21 protein-coding genes are annotated in these 20,822 nt (G+C 38.7%); 14 read left to right on the forward strand and 7 right to left on the reverse strand.

Annotated features, from left to right (window positions below; genetic code table 11):
• Positions 1-7 precede the first annotated feature (7 nt).
• The 11 genes from ACN1CD_RS14635 (at position 8) to ACN1CD_RS14685 (ending at position 11,084) form a co-directional block, all read left to right on the forward strand.
• Positions 8-1,174 (forward strand): glycosyltransferase family 4 protein, encoded by a 1,167-nt coding sequence (locus ACN1CD_RS14635; protein ID WP_419131124.1) that lies wholly within the window; start codon positions 8-10, stop codon positions 1,172-1,174.
• The gene (locus ACN1CD_RS14640; protein ID WP_419131125.1) at positions 1,167-2,573 is read left to right on the forward strand and encodes an exosortase Y-associated Wzy-like protein; all 1,407 of its coding nucleotides are present in this window, start codon (positions 1,167-1,169) and stop codon (positions 2,571-2,573) included. Before ACN1CD_RS14635 ends, ACN1CD_RS14640 begins: the two co-directional genes overlap by 8 nt.
• 4 nt (positions 2,574-2,577) lie before the next feature.
• On the forward strand, positions 2,578-3,756 hold the full coding sequence (locus tag ACN1CD_RS14645) for an XrtY-associated glycosyltransferase XYAG1 (RefSeq protein ID WP_419131126.1): 1,179 nt from the start codon (positions 2,578-2,580) through the stop codon (positions 3,754-3,756).
• Positions 3,753-4,598 carry a glycosyltransferase family 2 protein gene (locus ACN1CD_RS14650; RefSeq protein ID WP_419131127.1) on the forward strand — a complete coding sequence of 282 codons (846 nt, stop codon included), beginning with the start codon at positions 3,753-3,755 and terminating at the stop codon, positions 4,596-4,598. Before ACN1CD_RS14645 ends, ACN1CD_RS14650 begins: the two co-directional genes overlap by 4 nt.
• A gap of 9 nt (positions 4,599-4,607) precedes the next feature.
• Positions 4,608-5,195: an exosortase Y gene (xrtY, locus tag ACN1CD_RS14655; RefSeq protein WP_419131128.1), complete on the forward strand. Its 588-nt coding sequence runs from the start codon at positions 4,608-4,610 to the stop codon at positions 5,193-5,195.
• A gap of 124 nt (positions 5,196-5,319) precedes the next feature.
• Positions 5,320-5,871: a WcaF family extracellular polysaccharide biosynthesis acetyltransferase gene (locus tag ACN1CD_RS14660; protein ID WP_419131129.1), complete on the forward strand. Its 552-nt coding sequence runs from the start codon at positions 5,320-5,322 to the stop codon at positions 5,869-5,871.
• A 284-nt stretch (positions 5,872-6,155) separates the two neighbouring features.
• On the forward strand, positions 6,156-7,292 hold the full coding sequence (locus tag ACN1CD_RS14665; protein WP_419131130.1) for a helix-turn-helix domain-containing protein: 1,137 nt from the start codon (positions 6,156-6,158) through the stop codon (positions 7,290-7,292).
• A 249-nt stretch (positions 7,293-7,541) separates the two neighbouring features.
• A complete protein-coding gene (locus tag ACN1CD_RS14670) occupies positions 7,542-8,084 on the forward strand; it encodes a Crp/Fnr family transcriptional regulator (protein ID WP_419131131.1) in 543 nt (180 codons plus the stop codon).
• A 628-nt stretch (positions 8,085-8,712) separates the two neighbouring features.
• Positions 8,713-8,895: a hypothetical protein gene (locus tag ACN1CD_RS14675; protein WP_419131132.1), complete on the forward strand. Its 183-nt coding sequence runs from the start codon at positions 8,713-8,715 to the stop codon at positions 8,893-8,895.
• 77 nt (positions 8,896-8,972) lie between these two features.
• Positions 8,973-9,482, forward strand: a complete 510-nt coding sequence (locus ACN1CD_RS14680; RefSeq protein WP_419131133.1) for an RNA polymerase sigma factor — start codon at positions 8,973-8,975, stop codon at positions 9,480-9,482.
• A 951-nt stretch (positions 9,483-10,433) separates the two neighbouring features.
• A complete protein-coding gene (locus ACN1CD_RS14685; protein ID WP_419131134.1) occupies positions 10,434-11,084 on the forward strand; it encodes a response regulator in 651 nt (216 codons plus the stop codon).
• A 190-nt stretch (positions 11,085-11,274) separates the two neighbouring features.
• Here the strand turns inward: ACN1CD_RS14685 and ACN1CD_RS14690 are convergent, their stop codons facing one another.
• Both ACN1CD_RS14690 and ACN1CD_RS14695 read right to left on the reverse strand, forming a co-directional pair.
• Positions 11,275-11,544 carry a hypothetical protein gene (locus tag ACN1CD_RS14690; RefSeq protein ID WP_419131135.1) on the reverse strand — a complete coding sequence of 90 codons (270 nt, stop codon included), beginning with the start codon at positions 11,542-11,544 and terminating at the stop codon, positions 11,275-11,277.
• Positions 11,545-11,653: 109 nt separating this feature from the next.
• Positions 11,654-11,902: a hypothetical protein gene (locus ACN1CD_RS14695; protein ID WP_419131136.1), complete on the reverse strand. Its 249-nt coding sequence runs from the start codon at positions 11,900-11,902 to the stop codon at positions 11,654-11,656.
• Positions 11,903-12,159: 257 nt separating this feature from the next.
• Between ACN1CD_RS14695 and ACN1CD_RS14700 the strand changes: the two genes are divergently transcribed.
• Positions 12,160-12,960: a murein L,D-transpeptidase catalytic domain family protein gene (locus ACN1CD_RS14700; protein ID WP_419131137.1), complete on the forward strand. Its 801-nt coding sequence runs from the start codon at positions 12,160-12,162 to the stop codon at positions 12,958-12,960.
• Here ACN1CD_RS14700 and ACN1CD_RS14705 read toward each other — a convergent pair.
• Complete coding sequence (locus tag ACN1CD_RS14705; protein ID WP_419131138.1) at positions 12,957-14,444, reverse strand: L,D-transpeptidase family protein; 1,488 nt, start codon at positions 14,442-14,444, stop codon at positions 12,957-12,959. The two genes, ACN1CD_RS14700 and ACN1CD_RS14705, sit on opposite strands and share 4 nt — an antisense overlap.
• A gap of 224 nt (positions 14,445-14,668) precedes the next feature.
• On the opposite strand from ACN1CD_RS14705, the gene ACN1CD_RS14710 reads away from it, so the two are divergent.
• On the forward strand, positions 14,669-15,250 hold the full coding sequence (locus ACN1CD_RS14710) for an arylesterase (protein ID WP_419131139.1): 582 nt from the start codon (positions 14,669-14,671) through the stop codon (positions 15,248-15,250).
• A 32-nt stretch (positions 15,251-15,282) separates the two neighbouring features.
• Here the strand turns inward: ACN1CD_RS14710 and ACN1CD_RS14715 are convergent, their stop codons facing one another.
• From ACN1CD_RS14715 to ACN1CD_RS14730, 4 genes are all read right to left on the reverse strand, one after another.
• Positions 15,283-16,344: an AI-2E family transporter gene (locus ACN1CD_RS14715; protein ID WP_419131140.1), complete on the reverse strand. Its 1,062-nt coding sequence runs from the start codon at positions 16,342-16,344 to the stop codon at positions 15,283-15,285.
• Between the two features lie 117 nt (positions 16,345-16,461).
• Complete coding sequence (locus ACN1CD_RS14720; RefSeq protein WP_419131141.1) at positions 16,462-16,752, reverse strand: hypothetical protein; 291 nt, start codon at positions 16,750-16,752, stop codon at positions 16,462-16,464.
• A gap of 89 nt (positions 16,753-16,841) precedes the next feature.
• Positions 16,842-19,034 carry a catalase HPII gene (gene katE, locus ACN1CD_RS14725; RefSeq protein WP_419131142.1) on the reverse strand — a complete coding sequence of 731 codons (2,193 nt, stop codon included), beginning with the start codon at positions 19,032-19,034 and terminating at the stop codon, positions 16,842-16,844.
• 12 nt (positions 19,035-19,046) lie between these two features.
• Entirely contained in the window at positions 19,047-19,601 is a 555-nt protein-coding gene (locus ACN1CD_RS14730; protein ID WP_419131143.1) for a ferritin-like domain-containing protein, read from the reverse strand.
• Positions 19,602-19,931: 330 nt separating this feature from the next.
• Between ACN1CD_RS14730 and ACN1CD_RS14735 the strand changes: the two genes are divergently transcribed.
• Positions 19,932-20,420: an ankyrin repeat domain-containing protein gene (locus ACN1CD_RS14735; RefSeq protein ID WP_419131144.1), complete on the forward strand. Its 489-nt coding sequence runs from the start codon at positions 19,932-19,934 to the stop codon at positions 20,418-20,420.
• Positions 20,421-20,822 lie beyond the last annotated feature (402 nt).

The following is a 20,822-nucleotide window of genomic DNA, read 5'->3' on the forward strand; positions in this document are numbered from 1 at the left end:
TAATTCATTGAAGTCGCTCGCCATCATCGTCACCCACCCTATCCAATACTACGTACCTGTTTATCAGCAACTCGCAAAGGCATGCAAATTAAAGGTTTTCTACACTTGGGGTGAACAAGGTGCAACATCGAAATATGATCCTGATTTTAAAAAACATATACAATGGGACCTTCCATTATCGGAAGGCTATTCTTTCGAATTTCTCGAAAACATCGCAAAAGATCTAGGATCACACCACTACAAGGGCATAATTAACCCACAATTAGTTGAAAACATAAAAACCTTTAAGCCCGATGCGATACTGATTTACGGCTGGGCTTATCAAAGCCATTTGGCTGTGATGCGGTATTTTAAAGGTAAGATTCCGGTTTGGTTCAGAGGAGATTCCAATCTTTTGGATGAAACAAGCAGACTACGCAAAATACTAAGGAAATTATTCTTAACCTGGGTATATCAGCACATTGATTTGGCATTTTATGTCGGTAATGCCAACAAAGCTTATTATCAAGCCTTCGGCTTAAATGAAACAAAACTTGTTTTTGCGCCACATACAGTAGACAATACTAGATTTTCGACTGCACCAAATTCCTCCGCAGAACACATTAGAGCACATCTCAACATAAAAAGTAATGAAATATTAATTCTCTTTGCCGGCAAATTTGAATCGAAAAAAAATCCCTTACTCCTCCTGAAGGCATTTTCTGAAATTACATTAGCGCACACTCACTTATTATTTGTTGGAAATGGAGAACTGGAAGCAAAATTAAAAGCAAGTGCCCAATTAAATCATGAAAAAGATAAATTTCAGAAGGTACATTTCATGGATTTTCAGAATCAAAGCCAAATGCCTGCAGTTTATCAAGCTTGCGATTTATTCTGTTTACCTTCGCAAGGGCCTGGGGAAACCTGGGGATTGGCCGTTAATGAAGCGATGGCTGCGGGGAAAGCCATTTTGGTTTCAGATAAGGTAGGTTCTGCACAAGACCTTATCTTAAAAAAGAAAAACGGAGATACATTCATTTCAGGAGATTTGACTGACCTAAAAAATAAGCTCCAGTTTTTATGTACAAATCGGGAAAATTTATTTACTATGGGACAGGTAAGTAAAGAAATTATTCAAAACTGGACTTTTGAACATCAGGTTAACATATTGATTAAAACATTAAATGACTAAGCATATCTATTATATTCTTTTATATATACCCTACCTGCTTAGCGTAGTCCTACGTTCCTCACCACATACTTCCTATCTCATTGCGTGGTTTGGTTCGTTCTTTATCTTTTGGGTCTGTTTTAAGGGGATCATTAAAAAACTTCCAAATGACCTGCCTTTGTTTGAACAACTATTAAGACCAGTATTTTTCCTTCATGTAATATTTGCAGGTTATATGGCTTGTACCTCCATATTTTATTGCGTCAATGCCCTTGGTTATGAATATTTCAGTTATGTTGGAAACAAAGGTTATTTATCAGATGATGTTTATAAATCGATTGCCCTCTGCCAGCGTTATTATGTACTAGGTCATGCCGCACTAGTTCATGGCATTCTTGCAGGGATGAATTATCCACAAGAAAAGAAATACCATATTTACGCGCCATCCATGAGTAATTTGTTATTGGGTATTTCAGTCGTGTGTTTACCCTTAGGTTACTTATTCTCTAAAATTGGCAGTTTAAACCAGTTTAGTATTCAGTTAAACGGACTTAGTTTTGTAGCAGGTAGTATTGCGCTCGCCTTTGCTATTCGTGAAAATAAAAGAGTTAACCTTCTGGCTTCAACCGGGCTATTTATATTAAACATGATATCGGCACTAAGTTCTGGTTTTAAAGAACCCATTATTGTATGCGTATTGCTCCTGGGCGTTTTTCTCCTGCCGGTTTATGGCAAAAAGGTACTACCCGTGCTGATTCCTGTCTTGATCTTATTATTTTTTGTACTGCCTACCTTTATTGGAAACTTTAGGAAACTCTCATCTGAAGGGGTTGATGCCACCGCTGCCAGAAATAAAAGTATTGATAAAATCTTAAATAATGATAACCTTACGGATGATTTGCAGGAAGATAACTGGGCCTTTCTAACAGGTAGGTTGTCTGAGATTAGCATGTTTATTAAATATACTCAATCTACCCCTTATTATATTCCCTATTACAAAACAAACCTGATCAAAAATGCGCTACAAACTATTATTCCCCGAGCATTCTGGCCCGGAAAGCCTAATGTGGAGCAGATGGTGATGGATCGGGTGTATGCTGCCCGGGTAGTAGACAGAGAAAGTATTGTTTCTGCCAAGCCGGCATATATTGTAGATTGCTACCTTTCTTACGGAGGGATTGGTATCTGGATTGGCCTGTTTTTATATGGATATGTAGCACAGAACCTTTCAGCCCTTGCAGAGCGAATGTTTGGTGGCTATTTTATGGGAACAGCTGTGATGTTTGCAGGGTTATTCCAAATTTTGTGGCGGGGAAATAGTTTCGAATTTATCACTAATGCCATTTTCTGGAGTTTGATCACGATGTTTATTATTCAAAAACTTTTTAAAGCAAGGGGAATCCTGTACAAAGTTGATTAGCCCATTGAAAATCCTCCACATCACCGCTTCCTATAAACCAGCTTATATTTATGGCGGACCTATACAAAGCGTAGGAAAACTATGCGAAGCAATTGCTCTACAAGCGCAACACCACCGCATAAATCTGGAAATTTTCACTACTACGGCCAATGGAAAAACTGAGCTTGATGTGGAAACCAACAAACAAATAGAAGTTGACGGTGTTCGTGTCACTTATTTTAATAGATGGACAAAAGACCACAGTCATTTCTCGCCAGGCTTGCTGTTGGGTTTACGGAAAGTTCTTCGGCAAACTCATAAAGACAATGAAAAAATAGTTGTTCACATTCATGCCTGGTGGAACTTGGTCTCTGTTCTCAGCTGCTTCATCGCTAAGTGGTATAAAGTTCCGGTAGTGCTGTCGCCCAGGGGAATGCTTACCGGATACAGCCAAAATAATCGCCATTCCTTTTTCAAAAGTCTGATTCACAAAACAATCGGCAGAAAGCTATTACAATATTGCCATATCCATGCCACCAGCTTGCAGGAAGTGAAAGATATTGATCAGATTGTAAAACCAAAAAGTGTAACGGTTATTCATAATCTGATACAGATTTCGAAAAAACACTTTAATGTTAGAAATTCAGAATCAACAAATGAGCAATTCTGCTTTCGCATGATTTTCTTATCTCGAATTGAAGAAAAGAAAGGTTTAGCCCTTCTCTTCGATGCATTGGCCAAATTGGAAACACCATGGACATTGACCATCGCTGGATCAGGAGAAAAAAAACACGTGGAAAGCCTGAAGCAAAAGACAGAACAATTGAAAGTGAATGACCGGATAAAATGGATCGGCCAGGTTTCCAATCAGGATAAGTTCGAACTCCTGGCGCAACATGATTTACTCGTGCTCACTTCATACAATGAAAACTTTGCAAATGTGGTGATAGAAAGCCTGAGCGTAGGTACTCCGGTTTTAGTTTCTGATCAGGTTGGCCTTTCTGACTATGTTCTGGAAAAAGAACTGGGATGGATCACCGCACTAAATCCGGCAGATATTCAAAAATCACTATTGAAGGCCACTAATGATTATGAGAAGAGAAATCTGATCCGCCAGGAAGCACCAATGTTTATTGCAAAAGATTTTAAAGACAACAGTCTCGTTCAGAAATATTTAAACCTATACCAAAACATTACGTATTGAAAAGTCCCATCACCGTAATTATACTCACTTTTAACGAAGAAAATAATATTGTTGACTGTGTAGAAAGTGTAAAAGACTTTGCAACAGAAATTTTCATTGTCGATTCCGGTTCAACGGATCAAACACTGGAAATGCTGTCGAAATATCCGGTGCAGGTTTTTCAGCACCCTTTCAAAAATTATAGTCAGCAGCGAAATTGGGCGCTAGAGAATTTGCCCATAAAAACAGATTGGGTAATAAACCTCGATTCAGACCAGCGACTAACGGAAGAATTTAAAAAAGAAGTACACCAGCACCTCAACAGCGGAAAGCTAGATCACATCAATGGCTTTCTGGCCAGCAGGAAAACCATGTTTATGGGCAAATGGATTAAGTATGGTGGCCACTACCCTACCTATCACGCCATGACTTTCAGGTTAGGTAAAGGCATTTGTGAACAAAAATTGTATGATCAGCACTACCTGGTGGAAGGTGATACTATAAAACTGAAAGGTGATGTAATCGACCTGATTACCGAATCGCTGAGCACTTTTACCTTGCGACACGACAAATGGTCAACACTGGAATCTATACAACAATTTAGCAATACAAATTCCTCAACAGCAACAATATCTGGTAAACTAAAAGGAGATTCGATGCAACGCAGGAGATACTTTAAAAACCTGTACGAGAGGCTTCCGCTATTTGTAAGACCTGCGCTCTACTTTCTAGTGAGATACTTTTTCCGCTTAGGCTTTTTAGATGGAACCCGTGGTTTAATCTTTCACTTTCTACAGTGTTTCTGGTTTCGATTCTTAATTGATGCCAAAATTTATGAACTTCGAAAACAAAAAAATAAATAATCTGCAAACATGAACGATACTAATGTTAAAGACGCAAAAAAGCAAGCCGATAAGAAAGCCATTAAGTTCATTGTGGTATTATTTGTTCTCTATATTCTTTTCAGTCAGGGCAATTTATTTATGTATAGTGTGATGACGCCCACTGGCCGCTTCTACAATCCGAATATTGCCGAACACTTCGATTACATTCAGGGTTTAAAAACAGCTTTGATTAAACCAGCGGTATGGATCATCAAATTGTTTGGCTTCTATGCCATCTACAACGAAATGGATGTCTTGGTGGTTAATGGCCCCTATCTTCGAATTAACTATTCTTGTTTGGGTTTAGGAGTAATGAGTTTTTTAGCAGCTTTTGTTCTTGCATTTCCAGCATCATGGAAATCGACTATAAAGATGTTAATCATTGGCCTGATCACCATCTACATCCTTAATATTTTTAGAATTGCCGGACTCGGTCTCTTGTTCGGCTTTTTTCAAAGTCAACGCAATTATTTCGACTATCATCATGAGATTTTCAATGTAATTGTTTACATCATTATATTCGTGATGCTTTATATATGGATCAGGAAGAACACCCAGAAGGGGTTAGAGGGTTAGGCGTATAGATGGGTTAGGTATGTTGGTAATATTATGATTATTACATTAGCTTTAGTCTTTAGTCTTTAGTCTTTAGTCTTTAGTCTTTAGTCTTTAGTAAAAATTAGAATTTAAATAAAAGGTTTTGTTAAAAACACAGTTAAAGAAAAATTTTGATACCGGAGATTTTCAAATTGGTGCTTCTGGTTTAAAACAATTGTTATGGTATTTTACAGACGTATTTTTTTTCAGGACTAAAATTGTACCCTTCAGTGCAGTTCTGGTTTTTTTACTTCGGGCATTTGGAGCCAAAATTGGTAAAGAGGTGCGAATTAAGCCAGGCATTCAGGTTAAATATCCATGGAAATTAGAAATTGGCAACTATTGCTGGTTGGCTGATTGCTACCTCGAAAACCTGGACTGGATAAGAATGGGTGATAATTGTTGCATCTCCCAGCAAGCCATGCTGATGACTGGAAATCATAATTATAAAAAGACAACCTTCGATTTGATGATTGCTCCTATTGTTTTGGAGGATGGCGTATGGATTGGCGCAAAAGCAGTTGTAGGCCCCGGAGTAAAACTATACTCGCATTCGGTACTAGGTTTAAGTAGCATAGCGGTTAGCAATCTTACCGCTTACAGTATCTATCAAGGAAATCCGGCAGTGAAAATCAGAGATCGGGAAATCCGGTAAGTTTGAAACAGGAAACATATAGAAAGCCACTTTGTGGCTTTTTTTTGTGTCTAAACTTTTCTGGCTCAATCAATTTAAAAGCAATAAGAGAAAAAAGGACTAATTAGACTTACAGTAAACCATCAAAAAATAACGTCGCTCCTGACTTAATTTAACAACAAAGCGCTATCTTGGTTGCCAATATGCAGTTGTTGAACTATCTGGTTAGCATTACATGTTTTTTTCTTTTGTTATTTTCGATGCATTTGTTTTTCGCAAAAAAAGGAAACAAGAGACAAAACCTGTTGCTAGCATCTCTATTCTTTTCCCGCTTCGGGCAAATTTCTACTTCACTTGTAATTAAGTCAGGTTATGAAAGTACATTGTCTGTAATTTTTCAAATCTTTACTCCACTTTACTTTGCTGCGCCAGCCTGTCTCTATCTATATATTACTGGTTTTATCGATAATAGGAATAAATTAACTAAAGTAGAATTACTCCATTTTCTGCCTGCGCTACTGGCCATTATCCATGTATTTCCCTGGCCAGGGTCAAAAGCCCTCGATTGGAACTTAATAACGGCTCAACTTCGGGAGAGCGGATATCTTTTTTTAAGAGCTAAAAGCGGATTATTTCCTGCCTATTTCCATTATGCTGGCCGGCCTATTCTTAGTTTAGTATACCTTGTGCTTAGCTGGCATGCCATTTTAAAGTTTAAGATTAATAATCAAGTCAGCCATGATAATCATGGCCGCAACTGGATTATCTTTTTGCTAAAAGTGGCTACCTTTTTTCAACTGGCAGGATTAATTCCACTTATATTAAATTTCCTGAACATCTCCTTTTATCATTCGTTTTTTATTATCTTAAATTGCATTGTGCTTTTAACCATTTTAACTTATGCGCTCCATCGGCCTAATATTTTCTATGGATACCTGCTCGTTGCCATCGATTGGGATAAAAAAGAACCGCCGATTAAAGAACCTGCACTGGTTAAGGAGAAGATCCCTGATCCGGCTTTATTAACTACTGTCAATGAACCAGTTATTAAAGCACATGTTCAAAAGAAGCTCAATCTGTCTCCTGAGCAAACTTCAAATTATGCTGTGCTGATTAGAGATATTATGGAGAGAGAGCAGTTGTATCTTCAGCCTGGTCTACAAATTATTGATCTTGCAACGAGAATTAACATCCCGGTTCACCATTGTTCGCATATTATCAATAATCACATTGGTAAAAATTTCCGGGACTGGATTAATGGATATAGGGTAGAATATTTTCTTCGCCAATATCCACTCCAAAGTGATAAAATTACCATTGAGGCCATTGCACAAGAGTCTGGTTTTAAAAGTCAGGCAACCTTTTATAATGCTTTTAAGAAAGAGAAAGGCGTAATGCCAACCGTTTACTTTTCTCAGGGGTCTAACACTAACCCAGGTTAAATATTTTCGTCTAACGGCTGAATGGTTAGAGAGAAATAAAACTGAAATAAAGTGTTCTTAAGTGATTTCGGCTAACTTTGGCTCCTCATTATACATGAGGGTCTTAATGTACCTGATGTATAACGGTTGTCTATAATAGTTCTCTCCCAATCCAGTTCCAGTATGAAAGTATGCCAAGAAAATCATTCCTTTTTGCAACCTCTGTTCGATTTTATGGAACAGTTTCATCCACTTTCAGAATCATTCAAGATGCAGCATAGAAAAGAATGCAAACTTCTGAATGTTAAAAAAAATAAATTTATTCTTTCCCCAATTGATACCAACGACTCGGCTTTATTTCTGCTAAAGGGAGTAGTAAGGGCTTTTGTAAAAGAAGGTAAGAAAGACATCAGTACACGCTTTGGTTTCGAGAATGAATTTATCGAAGCCATTAAACATCCAGGCAATACCTCAGATTATTCCATCGAATACCTGCAGGCTTTGGAAGATTGTCAGCTCATTCGGATTCCTTACAAACTCATTGATTTCCTTAATTTAGAATATCCAGAATCACAAGTAATTACCAGAAAATTGCTGGAAAGTAATTACCATGCGGCATCTGAAAGATCTATTTTAGCCAGAATACCTAGTGCTATGGGCCGGTATTTAAAATTTGAAAGTGACCATTCTGAAATGAATCGCATCCCACAACGCTATCTTGCCAGTTATTTGGTAATGCGTTTAGAAACTTTAAGCAGAATGAGAAACAAAGCAGTAGATGATCGCTTGCAGAAAATGGATCTAATTTGCTGATAAATTCGTCCGATTGGCACTATTAAGAAATTGCAGTCCGCCATTCTTTCCTTATTACCTTCAAGACATTATTTGCAGTGTACCACTATCAGATTGGTAAGTTTTATCCATTAATGGTCTATAAGTAACGCCTGAACAGGAAGCTAATCATTAGCGGAAAGGTGCCACCATGCAAATAGGAGTTTTTCATAAACTAATATAATCCATACCCATCTGTGGTTAAAACCCCAACGCTTTTGACTGTTACCACCACAGTAATCCCTATTACACACTCTTTCCTTTCCAAGGGAGAAATACCGCAAGGCAGATAGAGACATTCTGACCCACCCCGCCACAATAAATCATTATTACACGTCCTTTCCCTCCCGGGGAAAGGTGCCGCTAGGCGGATAGGGGCTTTTTAAAAATAAAGTAAGAAATACGGAATAAAAAACACAACACACTGACAACCAATATAAAATCACAATATTCATACCCTATTGTATTTATTCGGACAAGCGATAAAAATACCTACTATGGTAAGTATATATACCCGTTTTGAAGGGAATAACCTGTTTATCATTTAGATCTGAAAACCCTCCCAAAATTTTTGGTGTTGTTTTTACAATGTTTACCTAAATCAAACCTTATGAAAAAGTTAGTTATTTTCATGCTATCGCTGTCATTAACCTGGCCAGCCATAGCGCAAACCCGACAGGAGACTATTAAAAAGAAAACAGAAAAAAGTAAACCTGCAAAAAAGGGCACTACCACCGGGGATACCATTCAACGTGATACTGCCAGAAGAACATTTCCACCGCAATCGTTTTAAAACAGCTAATATCTTAAATATTTGAAGCTGCCATCGTAAAACCAACGTTGCTCGCCTTAAAAATTAAACAGTTACTTATGACAGAAAATGAATTTGCTATGAGTGTGAAGACACATGCTAAATCATTGATATCGCATGCATTTAAATTCACCAAAGACCTCGACGATGCAAACGACCTCGTTCAGGATACACTAGTTAAAGCTACTCGATTTGCTTACAGGTGTGATTACCAAACCAATACTAAAGTCTGGCTTTTCGTAATTATGCGAAATACATTTATCAACAATTACCACAAAAATGTAAAGCACAGAAGTCGCGTGGTACGTGAAGATGAAGTTCCTGTAAGTCAGATGACATATGGTGCCACTGCCAATGCCGCCGAAACCAGTTTTGCAATGGAAGATATCAGGAAAGCATTAAATAATCTTCCCCAAATCTATTCACTGCCATTTATCCGATATTTTGAAGGTTATAAATATCAGGAGATTGCCGATGAACTTAATTTACCACTGGGAACGGTTAAAACCTATATTCACCATGCCAGGTTAGGATTAAAGAAGATGCTGAAACAGTATAAAACCCGCTAAATCAATATCATTATTAAATAAGATAGACAGAGAGATAATATCCTGCAAATTCCAAATGTTAACCACATCGCAGCTATGAATCACTATTTCCACGCCCTTTCAAGAGAAAGATGCCTGCACGGGAATAGGGTCTTTTGCTACCTGCTAAACACCTTGCCACAATAAATCCTTATTACACACCCTTTCCCTTTCAGAGGAAAGCTTCCGCTAGGCAAATAGCAGTCCGCATAAATACTCATAGAACTACGTGATCTACCCCTTACAAATGAGTAGATAGCCAACAACACATTTTTGTAACTTGTAATGCCGAAACTAAAAACATGGATCGCAATTTGCCGCTATTAAATCGCTTTATCAAGGAATATTAATTATTATATTTTGCTATCGGGTGTAAGGAATTGCGCATTTTTCACAATAATTCCTTCACAAATTTTTAAGGAAGTTAACCAAATGAAAGAAATATATAATTTTACGTATAGTGCCACACCAGGGATGTATAACCTCATTAATGGCGTATTATACACTATTTTAACCAAATCAGCCTAATAATTGATGAGTGCCCAAATACAAGGTTTATTTAAATATTATACCGAAATGGTAATTAATCAATCGCTAGACGCTACGTTCTTAATTGATTTAGAAAAAAAGGTGCTGGTGTATAACCGCCATTTCCTTGGTCCTTTTTACTTTATAGACACAGAACTATTGAACTTTCTTTTTTAGAAATTGTTAACAAAGAACAAGAACGCATATTAAGTTTCTGTCAGAAAACTGATCGTTGAATTGCACATTCAGAAAGGATTTTATTTGCAACACTATGTTAATGGAACTGGTATGATCGGGCCGTAAATGAAGGACTTAATAAAAAACAGAGAAGCTTAAGTGCATATAGAAAAATTAAAAGAGGACCTCAAAAAATTAGGGAGGCCCCAAAAAAACTAAATTATAGCGATGTTAAAGATTATACTAGCAGAAGACCATATTATTGTACGGAACGGCATTAAACTTATTCTTGAATCACAACCAGACGTTCAGGTGATTGGAGAAGCAGGCAATGGAAAAGAAGTTTTAGACCTGATTGCTGCAGGCACTATACCTGATATTGTACTTACGGATATTAATATGCCTGAAATGGATGGCATAACCCTCATTCGCGAATTGAAAGAACGATCACCAGAAGTTAAAACGATTGTGCTATCCATGCTTGATAATGAGAAATATGTGGCGCAAGCCTTTCTGGAAGGTAGTCATGGCTATCTAATGAAAAATGTTAATGAGGATGAAATGATGTTTGCGCTAAAAACTGTTTACTCGGGTACAAAGTACCTTTGTTGCGAACTCTCACAGGTTTTGCTAAACAGGCTTTTAATTAGTTCAGCCGTACAAACAGAACAAACGCATCTGCAGATTGAACTATCGATGCGCGAAATTGAGGTACTCCACCTTATTGCAAAAGGTTATACCAACCAAGAGATGGCCGATAAAATTTTCCTGAGCAAACGAACAGTAGAAGGACATCGCCAGTCGCTAATTGATAAAACTGGCTCTAAAAATACAGCCGCACTTATTCGTTTTGCTGTAACCAATGGTTATTTAAATTAGATAACCCCATTTCACATCAGAAATTCATCAAGTTTAAATCCATCACGTTAAAATGTTAATGGCCGTTGAATCAAGAAATTCAGCGGCCATCAAAGTAAAAGACATTACAATTACATTTTAAACTTAAATCACGATCTTTTCGTTAGCCGTAAATATCATTCATAGGGGTATTTTCCACTGTCCTTTATGGTTATTCATCTTCAGATTTTGGCTTGGAGTGAGGCATGTTACCTGCTTCACCTTCATTTCCCTTATCAGCATCAGCACGCGCTTCTTCCGATCCAAAATCGCCCTCTCCTACCTCGCGACTTAGAAAACCAGCATCACTTTTAACTTTGTTTTCTTCATTGTTATCGTTACTGCGATGTCTGGGAACTTGATTCTCAGGCATATTGGATTTATCAGCCGAATGCTCAGCCTGTGTATCCCCTAAATTTTTATTTTTATCTTGCTCGCTCATAATTATTTTATTTAAAAGTTATATTCATTAAAAGACTTAACATTATTAATGAATCCGTCACTACACATCGATTCATTCTCTTTTACAGTCGTGGATAATGACATCAACATTATATCACAATATCCGGAATAGCTGGAGTTTCAGCTGGTGCCTTACCAATACTACCCTGAGGGGTGTTTTCATTATATGAAACCTCTAAAAGTTTCAAATAGATTTTCAAATTCTGAATCTTGGCATTAACCAGTTCCTGCTCTTCGGGAGTATGTTCCGGGGTACCATCCATAGATTTTAGCACTTCTATAGAATAATCCATAAAGTCCTTCAAATTTTCAGATAAAAGCTCTTTCTTCTCAATCATTTTATATCGTTTTGTATAATAAACATGGTGTGTGGCAAAAGGTTCTCGGAAAATTTAAGTCTGTTAAATTCTTGCTGAAGATTACTGTTATAAAAGCATTTAGCTTCATAAAAAAGAGGTAAAAAACACTTTAAAAACTGAAGATTATTCACTTAAAACTTTGATTTTCTGTAACATTTTCGTATCTTTAAGTTAATAATTAAAAGAAACAGCCTATAGAAAAAGACTTACCTAATATTTTTTTTATCCATATATCTATGAGAAAATACATTTTAGGAATTTCCGGTCTTTTATTAATCGCTACCTGCTCCGTTTTTACTTCATGGAAAAATAACGACAAAAAAAACGTCAGTCTGGAAAGTGAAAATGAAGCTCGTTCAAATACTGCTTATCTCCACCATGCAGAAACACTTTACCAATCAGCCCATTTAAAAGAGTCGGGCCTGTCTTTTCCCGTGTTTGAAAAGGCTTTAACGGGTTTCTATAATTTGAAGAAAGCTGGCCGATTATCTGATCATGCATTATTAACCATTGCCGATTTTGATCAACCGAGCACAAGCAAAAGGTTATATGTACTCAATGTTGATGAAAAAGATGTGTTGCTCAACACCTGGGTTGCTCATGGGCAACGCAGTGGAGAAGATCAGGCCGTAACTTTCTCCAACAAAAATGATTCATTTACCAGTAGCATTGGCTTTTATGTTACAGGTGAAGAATATCACGGCGCGCACGGCCGGTCATTAAAACTTGATGGTATGGATCCCGGATTTAATGATAATGCCAGACTTCGTTCTATCGTGATTCATGGCGCACCTTATGTTAGTGAAGGTACAATAGCGGCTTTAGGCAGATTAGGCAGAAGCCAGGGTTGCCCTGCGGTTTCCCCTGAATTTTCTGATCAGTTAATTTCTTCTCTGGGGGAAGGCAGTGTCCTTTTTATAAACAGGTCGGCAGAAAAATATTCATCTGCTTATCTGAATGAAAAAAGTGCCTATCTGGCCGCAATGCCAGAAATCAATAAAGAAGCTTTGTACGGAACATTTTTAAGAATGGATTAAATGCTGGTAAGATGTGTGTATAATACAGCATCTAATCCATAAACATCCTTAGCAAACTTCAATGCGCCAGTTGTATCCCGCCAACAGGTAAAATAGCTGAGGTAAACTGGAATTTGTTTCGGAAGTGAAATATTCTCTGCTTTTGGATCGGTGCTAACCATTTCGGTGCTGATCCGATCAAATTTTTTCCCCGGACCAAAAAGTGCTCTTGCCAGTTCCAGTGGCTGTTCCACCCGCACACAACCATGGCTCACCGCTCTTTCGCTTTGGTTAAAAGCTGCTTTTGCAGGTGTATCATGCAGGTAAACACTGCTTTGGTTATTAAACAGGAACTTGATTTTCCCCAAAGAGTTATCATCACCGGGGCGTTGTTTAAAGGTATAAGTCTTCCCAACATCTTCAGCTGTCCAGTCAATGGTTTCCGGGTCATTAACCAATTTACCTTTGTAAAATACATCGATACTTTTATTGCTGAGGTAATAACGATCTTTTGCAGCTTGCGTAGCGATTTCATTGGTGGCTATGCTTTGCGGAATATTCCAAACGGGATTTACCTGAACGCTATGGATCATACTTTTTAGTTGCGGCGTTTCCCGGTTAAAAGGACGATCTTTTTCCAGGTCATCATCATCATACTCTGCCAAGGACTGCACAGCAGGTTGATCTCTCCCCTCTCCCACACATACCTTCATGCTTAATGATGTCTTTCCATGTTCAATTACCTGAAGTTGATACTCAGGAATATTTACCCATACATATTTTTCTTCTGTTGGATTATTCTGCCAGCGAAGTCTTTCCAGGTTAACCTGAATAATCCTTTTACTTTCTTCGGCAGAGTAACCCGGTGCAAGTACATTTTGCTTTAACGCCTGCTGTAACATTTTATAATCTGCACTTTTCGGCTGAATGCTGTCTAGAAATGCAGGCAAATTAGCCGTTTGATATGGTTTTTTAAAACTTAAAGAATCTGGACGCTTTGTTTTGGTATAATATTGTGCGTAAATTCTCCGTGGACTAACCACGCCAAATTCCATCCCCTGACTATAACTTGTAATGGAATTGCTGGCTGCCAGCTCCAGATCAATAAGGGTTTGGTAAGCCAGATCAAGGTCTGTTACCGCTGCTTTATTGTAAGTTTTCACCAAAGCAGATTTAAATTTCGAAAGCTTAAAAGTTTCTGGCAATAAGCCATGATCTTCGGCCAATGCAATTACATTTGCAGCTTTGATAAGCCCGCTATCTAACAAATATTTTTCAACAAGAATAGGTCCGTAACCATTAGCCGAGTAAAGTGCATCTGTAAATTTTGGATTTCGTAATGTCTTTGAGCGGTCGGAAATTGCAGATTTCATTCGCTTCCCAAATTCATCCATGTCGATTTCTTTAAAAATCTTATTGCCTGTCGCCTCTACGAGGTGAGTGCCAACTTGTGATTGATGCTTCTTACAACTTTGTAAAACGGTCAATCCGACCATCATCATCATTGATAAGCTTGTTATGAATGGCTTTTTAAATTTCAACAAATACATGTGTGTATAATTCCATTTTTGTAGTATTTGTTTTATAGATTTTATATTTACTTGAAAACTAACTCATTAATTTACAACTGGTAAAATGATTTCCGGTTAACGCCAATTGTACAGATAAACTGAACCTTAGACCTTTCTTATTGCGCTAAACAAACCAAATGAAAATCTGTTGACCTATTATGAAACAGATTGTTTTTTTTGGCGATAGTCTTACTCAAGGTTATGGTTTAAGAGATCCCGAAACCGCATCCTTCCCTGCATTGATTCAAAAGACAATTAATGAAAATGGTGGTGGTTTTAATGTGATTAATGCTGGCTTAAGTGGAAATACCACCTTTTCGGCATTAAATCGCTTAAAGCCAATATTAGAAATGCAAACTGATATTTTTGTGCTTGAACTCGGTGCAAATGATCTAATCAGGGGGCATTCTGCTTCAGATGTCGAAGCGAATCTTCAATATATCATTAATCAGGTGAAACAACATCATCCGTCTGCGCCAATTCTGCTGCTGGGAATTGAGTTACCCGGTTGGATTCCTGGTGCCAAAGCAGCTGGATACCGGAATATTTACAACCGCCTTGCTGCTAAAAATGAAATACACTTGGTTCCCTTTCTATTGGAGGGTGTAGCTGGTATTCCGCACCTGAATATGTTTGATGGCATCCACCCGCTTGCCGAAGGTTATGAAATAATCGCCAGAAATGTTTGGAACACTTTAAAAACAATTCTGGAGGCTACCCAAAACAAACCAGGTAATTAGTAAGCACAATAACCATTGTAGTTTATTACTTTCTAGCGTTGCCTGCTAAAAACATTTTTTCTTCGTTTTGGTGGGGAAATTGGTCCGATCAGGAAGCCAAAAGCATTTAATGCCGGCACCCTATCGCAGATAATTTTTAAAATCCCCAACAATGGAATGGCGAGAATCATGCCGGCCACTCCCCAAACAAACTCACCTAAAACAATGGCCATAATGGTAAAAAGCGGGTTAATATTTACCTGCTCTCCCACAATTAAGGGTTCTAAAATATAGGTTTGAATTAATTGTACCAACCCGTAAACAATGAGCACGCCAATGATCATTTTGCTGTCTCCTCCCTGGGCAATCACCGAAAGAACGGTGAGGCAGGTTCCGGTAAGGTTTCCCACAAAAGGAATAATTTCGAGTATTCCACAAAGTACAGCAAAGAAAATGGCACTTTCTATCCCTACTATGCTGAAACCTATTCCATACATGATCCACAACACACCAATCATGGCGCCAAGGCCGCTTAAATATTTTTGGGCAACACTCCCGCATTCATGCACAATATCTGCAGCATTTTCTTTTTCATTTTGCGGAACTAGTTTCAAGATAAAACGCTTAATATGAGATCGGTAATACAGATAAAGGTACATGTAAACCAAAACCAAAACAGTGCTAACGCCAATAGAAACCAGGTTGATGGCGAAACTCATCACCATCGTACCCGTTTGTTCGCCTTGCCCTTCTACAATTTTCTGCTGTTGCTTCTGGTTAATGCCCGCTTTTTCATTAATCCAGGCCCTCACATCAGTAACCATGTTACTTAACCGCGACTTCATCTCCTCTATATTTTCGGTAAATGATCCCATTTGCCAATACAAAAGTCCTACAATTAATACAACTGTAAAGACAAAAATTAGCATGCAAAAAAGCGCCGCCACCCCGCGGTTGATCCCTTTACTTTCAAAATAGCCGCACAAGCGAATGAAAAGCATCGAAAATACTGCTGCAAGCGCCAGAGGGATTAAAAAGGAACTGGCGAAGTAAAGTCCTCCAAAAAAGAGAATGAGAAAAAGTATGATGTATACGCTACGTTGAAGTTTATCCATGGGTTGGGAATTGATGATGAAACGGGGAAAGAACAAAGATGAAGGAACAAAGATTAAAGACGAAAGCTTAAAGCTCAAAGACTAAAGCCAAAAAGAGAAAAACCAAAATAGATCAGGCTATTCGATCTCCCCTTCTCCTAATCCTTCGAGAAACCATCCTGATTTATATTCAAAAGATACTTCCTGGTCTCCTGATTCACTTACTACCTTTGACGTAAAATCGTGGGCAATGGCTTTTTCGTCTTCGAGAATTAATTTTGCTAATGCGGCAAATTCCTGCAGATCAAGTCCGTCTTTTGCCACATAGTAGGGTTCTCCGGTTTGTGTCCATCGCGTTTCTACAAGGCCATGTTCAAATTTTTCGTGTTCTGCCTCGCTTGCACGGGGGGCATGATTTTGATTATTCATATGATAGTTGATTTAAAATTAATACTTGTATCTACAAAAAAGACCGGACTGCCGCCCGGTCTTAAATTTATGATGACAATGGAATAAGATTATGCCGGAATTTTCCTTGGCACTTCTCGTTCCCAGAATCTGTGTAGTGCAATCATCTGAACAAATAAATCTGTCAGTGAAGCAAGATCATCAGAAACGATCACACCTTCCCGCAGTACAGTTTCTGCAGAATATTCTGCCGGAAGCTTCTTAAAGAAATATCCGGCTTCCAAAACCTGAATGGCCCCTGAATCTGCCGCGATGGCTTTGCAATGTTTAAAAGCTTCATTCAGAAAGTGAACAGCATTGGCTTCTGCCTCTAAACTCGCCACACTATTCGTTCCTCCCGGAACATACACGGCATCGTAAAGTACAGATGCGGCAGTTAAGAAACTTTCATCAACCTGAATCTTCTGATCTTCGGCAGAAATAATTTCGCCTAATTTCGGTGCAATAATATGAACCACGGCACCTTGCGCAACCAATGTATCTTTTACTTTGCTCAATGATTTTCCATCCACTCCATCGGCTGCCAGAATGGCAATTTTTCTAGTCGCAATTGAATCCTTTATGGTGTTGGCCATGCTCAAGGCTTCAGATTTCGCCAAAGTTCCTTCTTTTTGCTCTGGCGTATAATCTGCCAGATCTGCATCTGCAGGAATACTGCCATTAAGTTCATTCAATGGGATTTCAGGCACATGTAAACCTAAATTATAGGCAACCGCAGCCGCCAGGCCTTTATCTATATGAGCTAAAACGCCAAGCATCCGCTCTCTAATGTCTACCATTTTAACTTTACCCAACTCAAAACTAAGGGCATCAGTTAAATGGTTTTTTTCAGGGTCAGACTGACTATTGAAAAATAATCTTGCCTGAGAGAAATGGTCAAGGAAGCTTTTACTTCTGGCCCGGATCTTTCTGGCGTCGATGCGTTCATTATAACTTGTAAATCCACCATCCGCAGCTGTTGTTTGCTGTGGATCGTTTCCAGCAATCGCATTCGGACCATAGCTCGTTTTACCACGGTTAATGGTTTGACGCATATGGCCGTCACGTTGATTGTTATGAACTGGAATTACTGGTCGGTTAATCGGAATCTCATGGAAATTTGGTCCGCCTAACCTGATTAACTGCGTATCAGTATAAGAGAAAAGTCTGCCCTGTAATAATGGATCATTGGTAAAATCAATTCCCGGTACCACATGGCCGATATGATAAGCCACTTGTTCTGTTTCTGCGAAAAAGTTATCCGGATTCCGGTTTAACGTCATTTTACCAATGCGCTGAACAGGAACTAACTCTTCCGGGATCAGTTTGGTCGGATCAAGCAGATCAAAATCAAACTTAAATTCATCTTCTTCCGCTACAATCTGAACACCTAATTCCCATTCCGGAAAAGCGCCGGCTTCGATAGCATCCCACAAATCTCTTCTATGAAAATCAGGATCTTTCCCGGAAATATTTTGTGCCTCATCCCAAGCTACCGCATGCACGCCAAGCAATGGTTTCCAATGAAATTTAACAAAACTTGATACGCCAGCGGCATTTACTAATCTGAATGTATGCACACCAAATCCTTCCATCATGCGGTAACTTCTTGGCAAAGCCCTATCGCTCATGGCCCACATAATCATGTGTGCAGATTCAGGAAGCAGCGAAATAAAATCCCAGAAGGTATCGTGTGCAGAAGCTGCCTGAGGCATCTCATTATCCGGCTCAGGCTTTACAGCATGTATCAGGTCAGGAAATTTAATTGCATCTTGAATAAAGAAAACCGGCATGTTATTTCCAACGAGGTCGAAGTTACCTTCCTGCGTATAAAATTTAACAGCAAAGCCCCTTACATCACGGGCAAGATCTGTTGATCCTCTTGACCCTGCAACGGTAGAAAACCGCACAAATACTGGTGTTTCTGCTCCCGGATCGCAAAGAAATGCCGCCCGGGTAAGATCAGACATATCTTCATATACTTTAAAAACGCCATGGGCACCAGATCCTCTTGCATGTACTACACGCTCCGGAATCCTTTCGTGATCGAAGTGCGTAATCTTTTCTCTTAAGATAAAATCTTCCAGTAAAGTTGCGCCACGATCACCCGCCTTTAACGAATTTTGATCATCATTAATTTTCACACCATGATTAGTGGTTAACCGTTGCCCGGTACTATCGGCAACAAATTCCTCCAACTTGTTGGTTTTATCATTTTCAACCTGTTCAGGCTTACTTGTATTTTCTACTGATTTCTTGGCCATTATATCTTTTCTCTATGCCTCCTGGGCTGCTTTGTAGTTAATCTCTTTTTCTGCAACATCAGATAGTTTTTGATCTGCACTTTTTTCTTCTGCAAGTGTTTGCTCCAAAATCTCAGCTACTTCAGTTAAACCCAAAGTTGTAGCCAGTTGTACCAAGCCACCATAAGATGCAATCTCATAATGCTCTACCTTTTGCGATGCCAGAATAATACCTACATCTCTGGTAGCTGTACCCGGTTCAGTCTCTTCTACAATGCCCTCGCCTTCTTTGGTAATCCCTTCCATGGCATCGCATTTTTTTGCAATCGCTTTTTCATCAAGCAATTCAAAAATCTGCTCTAACCTCGATACGTGAGTTTTGGTTTCTTCTAAATGTGCCTCAATGGCAGATACAAGTGCTGGTGCAGTAGCAGCAGAGATCATTTTTGGTAAATTTTTAACCAAATGATTTTCGGCCCAATATAGGTCACGGATACCATCAGTAAAAAGTTCGTTAAGTGCTGATGATGAATCTTTCGTCGGTTTAGTACTTAATTTTGGTTCAGTACCGCTTTCCTGTTTTTTCATATGAATGTTTTGTTTATGTCGATTGGCATCTGGTAGGGGTTCGAATATGGAGCAGATTCAAAAGATTTAATTTTCAATCTATAAATACGCCACCCCTCTCAGACTTAATTTTACATATAATATGCTTATTTAGAACCTCCGCCAGGTATAAATGGTTTTAAGAGTTTTCAGGTATTAATACGTGAATTTATCACCACTATTTTTAGCATAAAGCTTGATAAGTTAACCAGTTTACCAATAGAGCCACTTCAATATTATTTTCAAATATTCGATCTCCCAATTATTGAAAATGAAAGCCAAACTTTAAATGAAATTTATGGTTTTGAATTCATGGAAAATATCGATCAACTGATGATACCTGCAGCCAGAAAAGGCGAAATGGAAGTTTTGCAGGAACTTGTCCGCAGAGGTGCAGACGTAAATGCCCGTGATGAAAAGGGATATACGCCGCTAATTATTGCTTGTTATAATAACCAACTAGAAGCTGCACGTCTACTGCTTGATGCCGGGGCTGACATTAACGCCGCCGATTATGGAGGCAATACCGCATTGATGGGGGTAAGCTTTAAAGGATATATTGAGATTGCGAAAATCCTGATTGAGAAAGGTGCGCAGCTCGACCTTCAGCATGGCAACGGTGGAACAGCATTAATGTTCGCCAGTATGTTTGGCCGAAATGATGTGCTCCAATTGCTGCTTGACAATGGCGCAAACATAGAAGTAACCGATGCTCGCGGACAAACCGCTGCAGACCTCGCGCTAATGCAGGGAAATGAAGCAGGATTAGGATTATTGACCAGTGCTATGTCTAAAAAGTAAGCCCCTATCCGCCTGGCGGCACCTTTCCCCGGGAGGGAAAGGGCGAAGAAAAAAGCATTTTTCGCACCTCGCGATAGGCAACCTTGTGTTTGAACTGTGCTCTGGCAGAGAAGGTTTAGTGTAGAATTGAAGTCAGAAGATAAAATGCAGGGATCTTTCGTGGCCTACCATTGATGTGATTTCTTAAATAAAAAAATTAACCTTCAGCATGACGAATCGGTTAGTACATCCCTCAAGAAAATCCATTTTGCAACGAATCGTCCTCCTGAACTTGATTCACTGTTGTCCGGTAAAAAACAATTGTTGGAAAAAAGGTTTGATTTCGGTCAAAATAAGTGGGTTTATGTTTTGAAACTGATATCAAAGCCCCCCAATTTCAGCTGTTGGCTCTGAGGTGGGGTA

Source organism: Pedobacter sp. N23S346 (assembly GCF_048515415.1).
Lineage (GTDB): Bacteria > Bacteroidota > Bacteroidia > Sphingobacteriales > Sphingobacteriaceae > Pedobacter.

Excerpts from the sequence above, each read along its gene's own strand:
- ACN1CD_RS14640 (WP_419131125.1), top strand. The coding sequence starts at position 1,167 with ATGACTAAGCATATCTATTATATTCTTTTATATATACCCTACCTGCTT.
- xrtY (WP_419131128.1), top strand. The coding sequence starts at position 4,608 with ATGAACGATACTAATGTTAAAGACGCAAAAAAGCAAGCCGATAAGAAA.
- ACN1CD_RS14670 (WP_419131131.1), top strand. The coding sequence starts at position 7,542 with ATGCAGCATAGAAAAGAATGCAAACTTCTGAATGTTAAAAAAAATAAA.
- ACN1CD_RS14675 (WP_419131132.1), top strand. The coding sequence starts at position 8,713 with ATGAAAAAGTTAGTTATTTTCATGCTATCGCTGTCATTAACCTGGCCA.
- ACN1CD_RS14680 (WP_419131133.1), top strand. The coding sequence starts at position 8,973 with ATGACAGAAAATGAATTTGCTATGAGTGTGAAGACACATGCTAAATCA.
- ACN1CD_RS14685 (WP_419131134.1), top strand. The coding sequence starts at position 10,434 with ATGTTAAAGATTATACTAGCAGAAGACCATATTATTGTACGGAACGGC.
- ACN1CD_RS14690 (WP_419131135.1), bottom strand. The coding sequence starts at position 11,544 with ATGAGCGAGCAAGATAAAAATAAAAATTTAGGGGATACACAGGCTGAG.
- ACN1CD_RS14695 (WP_419131136.1), bottom strand. The coding sequence starts at position 11,902 with ATGATTGAGAAGAAAGAGCTTTTATCTGAAAATTTGAAGGACTTTATG.
- ACN1CD_RS14700 (WP_419131137.1), top strand. The coding sequence starts at position 12,160 with ATGAGAAAATACATTTTAGGAATTTCCGGTCTTTTATTAATCGCTACC.
- ACN1CD_RS14705 (WP_419131138.1), bottom strand. The coding sequence starts at position 14,444 with ATGATGATGATGGTCGGATTGACCGTTTTACAAAGTTGTAAGAAGCAT.
- ACN1CD_RS14710 (WP_419131139.1), top strand. The coding sequence starts at position 14,669 with ATGAAACAGATTGTTTTTTTTGGCGATAGTCTTACTCAAGGTTATGGT.
- ACN1CD_RS14715 (WP_419131140.1), bottom strand. The coding sequence starts at position 16,344 with ATGGATAAACTTCAACGTAGCGTATACATCATACTTTTTCTCATTCTC.
- ACN1CD_RS14720 (WP_419131141.1), bottom strand. The coding sequence starts at position 16,752 with ATGAATAATCAAAATCATGCCCCCCGTGCAAGCGAGGCAGAACACGAA.
- katE (WP_419131142.1), bottom strand. The coding sequence starts at position 19,034 with ATGGCCAAGAAATCAGTAGAAAATACAAGTAAGCCTGAACAGGTTGAA.
- ACN1CD_RS14730 (WP_419131143.1), bottom strand. The coding sequence starts at position 19,601 with ATGAAAAAACAGGAAAGCGGTACTGAACCAAAATTAAGTACTAAACCG.
- ACN1CD_RS14735 (WP_419131144.1), top strand. The coding sequence starts at position 19,932 with ATGGAAAATATCGATCAACTGATGATACCTGCAGCCAGAAAAGGCGAA.